The 5,764-nt window shown below is 40.8% G+C and carries 3 protein-coding genes; 2 read left to right on the top strand and 1 reads right to left on the bottom strand.

The features are described from left to right. The first annotated feature begins 1,199 nt into the window (after positions 1 to 1,199). Positions 1,200 to 2,363, top strand: a complete 1,164-nt coding sequence (locus tag HMPREF1505_RS00750; RefSeq protein ID WP_036921110.1) for an OmpA family protein — start codon at positions 1,200 to 1,202, stop codon at positions 2,361 to 2,363. Between the two features lie 174 nt (positions 2,364 to 2,537). Here HMPREF1505_RS00750 and lipA read toward each other — a convergent pair whose 3' ends face one another. Beyond that, on the bottom strand, positions 2,538 to 4,361 hold the full coding sequence (gene lipA, locus HMPREF1505_RS12730; RefSeq protein ID WP_081722899.1) for a lipoyl synthase: 1,824 nt from the start codon (positions 4,359 to 4,361) through the stop codon (positions 2,538 to 2,540). A 221-nt stretch (positions 4,362 to 4,582) separates the two neighbouring features. Here lipA and HMPREF1505_RS00740 point away from each other — a divergent pair, with 221 nt between their 5' ends. After that, complete coding sequence (locus HMPREF1505_RS00740) at positions 4,583 to 5,761, top strand: CfxA family broad-spectrum class A beta-lactamase (protein ID WP_369758949.1); 1,179 nt, start codon at positions 4,583 to 4,585, stop codon at positions 5,759 to 5,761. Positions 5,762 to 5,764 lie beyond the last annotated feature (3 nt).

Raw genomic sequence — 5,764 nt, 5'->3', positions numbered from 1 at the left:
ATCGTGAGAATGTCATACGTTATTTGAAATACAAGATGCCCAAAAGTGAGTTTAAGAAACGGTTTAAGAATGGGGAATGATAATATTCTAAAATGACTTACAGGGATATTAGTACGAGTGGCTCATGGAATCGATTGATTGTAAGACCTTTGTAGGCTTTATATGTATGTGAATGGACTTCGCTCATTAAGGTGATACACCATCCGCACAATATGCGCGGAGCGTCAACACAATATGTGCGGGGCATACGCACATCATGTGCTAAGCGTTCAACACCCTTTATTAGGTTCTTCCAAAATATGGAGTGAAATACTAACGCTTTAAAAGTAAGGCACACGGAGGTTCAACGAGGACGGAGCTAAACATGATGTCAGGGAGGTGCCGACGATACAAAGAACGAAAGAGGTGTAGCGTACAGCTTCCTGATAATTTTTGAGATAAATACTTTGAAAATAAGGTGTCTAATATAACTGGCAAGCAAACTCCGTTGCTCCACGCACAACAGTGCCTCCGTGCCTATCAGCGTTTTGTTTTTAATAACCCTCCGTATTCTCTATTTCTCTGTGCGACATTTCGTTAAAGTCCTAAACTTATTTGGCACCCTTATCACACCAAATTTCTGAAGAACCAATTATTAGACCATAATACGCATAATCTCTTAAGCCTCTATGATTTGGGTTTAATCATTGTGAATTAAGATAAGGAGTTATAAGAGTGATTTTTCTATCAAAAGTAAATTTCCTGTCACTGCTGTCATTATTAGATACTATTTAAATGATAGATTTACAGTCAGTTATGCGAATTGTTAAAAATGACAGCAAATTAAAAATAAAAATCTTTAGTATATTAACCCCAAATCGGTCATTAGACCACAATATGTATAATTCTTCTTACTATGGTATTGTTTCCTAACATCCTTTATTTTCTTATCGGCATCTTGTTAGTCTTTGTAACTTGACGTAGCCCGCTACGACTGCGTTACAAAGACTAACAATCTGCTCGACAATAAAACAAAATATGTTTAGGCTCTAATGAGCAATCTTGGTTTAATAATTCAACGTTAAATAAATAGTATTTTTTAGAAAAAACCGACCCTGATAGATTTTAATTATTATCTTTGTGAACAAACTTAGTATTGCTGGGAATCATTGTCAGCAATAAAGGAGCAGAATAGGTTAAGATCGTTAAATAATAAGATTATGAAAAAGTTATTGATAGTTTTGGCATTGGCTGGTGTGTCTATGACCAGTTTTGCCCAAGATGAAGTGCTCACTGAGAAGTATAGCGTTGCTACCAACTCGTTTTGGAGCAATTGGTTCGTAGAACTTGGTGCAGACTGGAACGCATGGTATTCTAACCAAGAGCATGGGCGTGATGCTGCTATTAGTCCGTTGAAGGACTTCCGTTCAAAGCCGGGTGCAGCTTTCGCTATTGGTAAGTGGTTCACACCGGGTATCGGACTTCGTACAAAGATACAAGGTATCTGGGGCAAGCGTGTCGGTGCTGACAGTAATCCTGCTTCTCAGCTTGATAACAGCAACAAGTATTGGATTGCACAGGAGCAGGTAATGTTCAATCTGAGCAACCTCCTTTGCGGTTACAATGAGAACCGTGTTTGGAATCTTATTCCTTTTGCTGGTGCTGGTGTTGGCCGTTCGATGTCGGCTAATCGTTATGCAATGGGACTGAGCGCAGGTCTTCAATCTTCTTGGAAGGTGAGCAAAGGAATGCGTGTCTATCTTGAAGCTGGTTGGAACCGTTATGAAGCCGACCTTGATGGTGCTGCATACGCAAACAATGAGCGCCGTGGATGGGAGTCACATGATAATAACCTTTATGCAGAAATTGGTTTGAACTTCAATATTGGTAAGGGTACTTGGAAGAAGAGTCCAGATATGGAAGCTATCAATACACAGCATCAGGCGGCTCTCGATGCACTGAATGCACGCCTTCAGGATGCAGAGGAAGAGAATACACGTCTTCGTAATGAATTGGCAAATCAGAAGCCAGTTGAGACCGTGTCGGAGTCTGTAAAGCAGTTGGTGACAACCCCTGTTTCAGTCTTCTTCGAAATCAACCAGTCTACGATTGCTTCTCAGAAAGACCTCGTAAACGTACAGGCATTGGCGAAGTATGCTAAGGACAATAATAACAATCTCCTTGTGACAGGTTATGCTGACAGCGCAACAGGTTCTGCTGATTACAACCAGAAGTTGTCTGAGCGTCGTGCAACAGTAGTTGCCAACGAACTTGTTAAGATGGGTATTGAGAACAATAAGATTACGACTGTTGGTAAGGGTGGAGTAGAGACCTTGTCTCCTATCTCTTTCAACCGTCGTGCAACGGTTCAGATTACGGAATAAGATAAGTTCAATCAAGATATTTCTTAAATGCAAGTAGGGATACACGAGCGTGTATCCCTACTTTTTGTTATGATGATAGGAGTAATTGGGCTTATTTGGCTTATGGGACTAATAAGCCCAATACCAGTTCTTTTATCGATGTCCCTTTGTGTCCCTCATCGTGTAAGCAATGGCTTAAACCCCTTCTGCAGCGTGATAAGACGAACGAACGAGCGGACCACTGACTACATGCTTAAAACCTTTTTCTAATGCTATCCGCTTATATTCAGCAAACATTTCGGGTGTGATATAGGCTTTAACAGGCAGGTGTTCGGCAGTAGGTTGGAGATATTGACCGAGCGTGAGGCGTTGGCAACCTGTTGAAAGAATATCGTCCATTGTCTCTAAGATTTCGTCGTGGGTCTCACCTAAGCCGAGCATGAAGCCTGTCTTGGCAGTGATACCACAGTTGGCTATCTCTCTCAGCACTTCTAAACTGCGTTCATAGCGTGCCACAGAGCGTACTGATGGTGTGAGGCGACGCACTGTCTCCATGTTGTGTCCTGCTACGTGGGGGTGTGTTGCCATGACTTGTCGTATGAGATCTGCCTTCCCCATAAAGTCTGGAATGAGCAGTTCAATCTTTGTGTCAGGGTTTAATCGGTGTATCTCTTCGATGGTCTTTATCCAGTGGGCTGCACCATAATCGGATAGGTCGTCACGATCAACAGAGGTGATGACGGCATAACGTAGCTTAAGAGCTTTCACTGACTCAGCTACACGACGAGGCTCGTCAGGGTTGAGCAGTCTGGGTCTGCCACTTAACGTGTTACAGAAACGGCACTTTCGTGTACAGATATCACCGCCAATCATCAAGGTTGCCGTACGTGCCATCCAACATTCCGAGCGATTTGGGCAGAGTCCACTCGTACAGATAGTGTTCATATGATGCTTGGCAAGGATACCAGCCGTCTCACCAGTCGACTTCTTCGATGTGAGGTCAATCTTAAGCCACTTTGGTTTCATCACGTGTGGTTCACGTCCGAAGAGCAAACGGAGGAACTGTCGCAGCTTCAAACCACGGATAATAGTGGATAGATCTATGTTTTCCAATCTCTCTTCTACCGCCTCTCTCGTGAACTCACAACCTTTAAGTAGGCTGAGGAAATCATGATCGATATCGCCAAGAAGGAAGTAATCACCCACCATATTGATACTTCCAATGATGTTATTCTTTAGTTCAATATGGGCTTCAAGTGTTCCGACACCTTCAAAACGATGCTTTCGAACAAGGGAGTATTTTGGATTTTTACCATAAACAAAGTCGTCAGAAGATAGTTCTTTCTCTATCTCTGCAACTTCTTTCATGTCTTCTTCCGTTAGTTCGAGCACCTCAGTACCACATATTTCCTGTCGCACATAGTCCATAAAAGCTAAGATATCTAACTGTGTATAGGTCGCAACATTCGTCACTCTTTGTCTGACAGACGCTACACCCTTGCTTTGTAGTTTCTCTTTTGCAGGAGTGAGTGCATTAGACAGGTGGTCAAGTTGGGTGTCAAAGAGTAGGGAGTTGTGTAGAACACTACGGTTAGACAGTTGATAGAAAGCACAACCCGATACTTTTGTACCGTTAATGAGAATATCATTTCGACCCGATAACTGTGCGTCAATCTTCAGTCCTTTTAGTAAGTCTGCCATTCGTTGCATATAAGCAGCAAAGGCTTCGTTGGCATTGACGGAACGTGAAATATAAGAAAATTGTATGCAACCCTTGTCGGCATAGATACATCCTCCACCACTTTTCCGTCTGAAAATATCAATCTTGTGTTCTTTACAGTAGTCTGTATTGACTTCATTATCAATCAACTGATTGCGTCCTAACATAACTGTAGGGTTCACACGCCAGCCTATAAAGTAGTCGTCATCGGTATAATGCCGTGCTACATATTCTTCCACCGCAAAGTAGAAGGACAGTTGATGAATGGTATCTGGTTTAGGTAGTAGTATATATTTCATCGTTGGTATTGATTGTTTATGGGAACAAATGTACAAATAAAATAATTAAAGAGAGAAGAAAGTTGGGAAAATAGTGAGGAGGGCACTATTAGTCTTATTAGCCTTATTGACCCAATAAGGCTAATAAGCAACTCTTAAAAAATGCAAAAAGCAATCACCACTCTTATACTTTTTCGTACATTTGTAATCGAATTTATCAGTTTAAATAAAGGTAATAGGTTATGTTAAAAAAACAATTCGTATCAGTAGCAGCCGTAGCAGTACTAACTACAGGGGTTGCTTTTGCTGCAGTGCAGCAGGATAAGGTGATGTATAAGCAGGCAGATGGCACCTATGTTGTCAATACGACCAGCCTCTGCTCAAATGTAAAGGGATTTAAGGGTGCAACACCAGTAGAGGTTTATATCAAGAATAATAAGGTTATCAAGGTTGAGGCATTGCCAAATCGTGAGGGTCCTAAGTTCTATGATAAGGTGAAGCAGGGGTTATTTCCAAAGTTTGTATTTTCATTGTTCCATAAATCAGCGACAAAAGATAGCGCAAATCCTCCTTTAACAAATGTTTTGACTGATAGCATTTCTCAAATTGTCTCAGCTTGTCCTGGCGAAATTGGTGTGGCGGTTATTGTTAATAACAGAGATACGGTTAAGGTCAATAATAAGAGTGTTTATCCTATGATGAGTGTGTTTAAGGTTCATCAGGCATTAGCTCTTTGTAATGACTTTGACAATAAAGGAATTTCACTTGATACCTTAGTAAATATAAATAGGGATAAACTTGACCCAAAGACTTGGAGTCCTATGCTGAAAGATTATTCAGGGCCAGTCATATCATTGACAGTGAGAGATTTGCTGCGTTATACTCTTACTCAGAGTGACAACAATGCAAGCAACCTTATGTTTAAGGATATGGTTAATGTCGCTCAAACAGATAGTTTTATAGCCACACTCATTCCTCGTTCAAGTTTTCAGATAGCTTATACGGAAGAGGAAATGTCGGCTGACCATAACAAGGCTTACTCTAACTATACATCTCCTCTTGGTGCTGCAATGTTGATGAATCGTTTGTTTACTGAAGGTCTTATCGATGATGAGAAACAAAGTTTCATTAAGAATACGTTAAAAGAATGCAAAACAGGTGTAGATAGGATAGCAGCTCCACTTCTTGATAAAGAAGGGGTTGTTATAGCGCATAAGACAGGTTCAGGTTATGTTAATGAAAATGGTGTTCTTGCAGCTCACAATGATGTTGCCTATATATGTCTGCCTAATAATATCAGTTATACCTTAGCGGTATTTGTTAAGGATTTCAAGGGAAATGAATCACAAGCGTCACAATATGTTGCGCATATATCAGCTGTAGTATATTCTTTATTAATGCAAACTTCAGTAAAATCTTAAACT

It is taken from the genome of Prevotella sp. ICM33 (assembly GCF_000517825.1).
Lineage (GTDB): Bacteria > Bacteroidota > Bacteroidia > Bacteroidales > Bacteroidaceae > Prevotella > Prevotella melaninogenica.
Note: the sequence above shows the minus strand (reverse complement) of the source record. Positions and strands in the feature narration are given on the sequence as shown.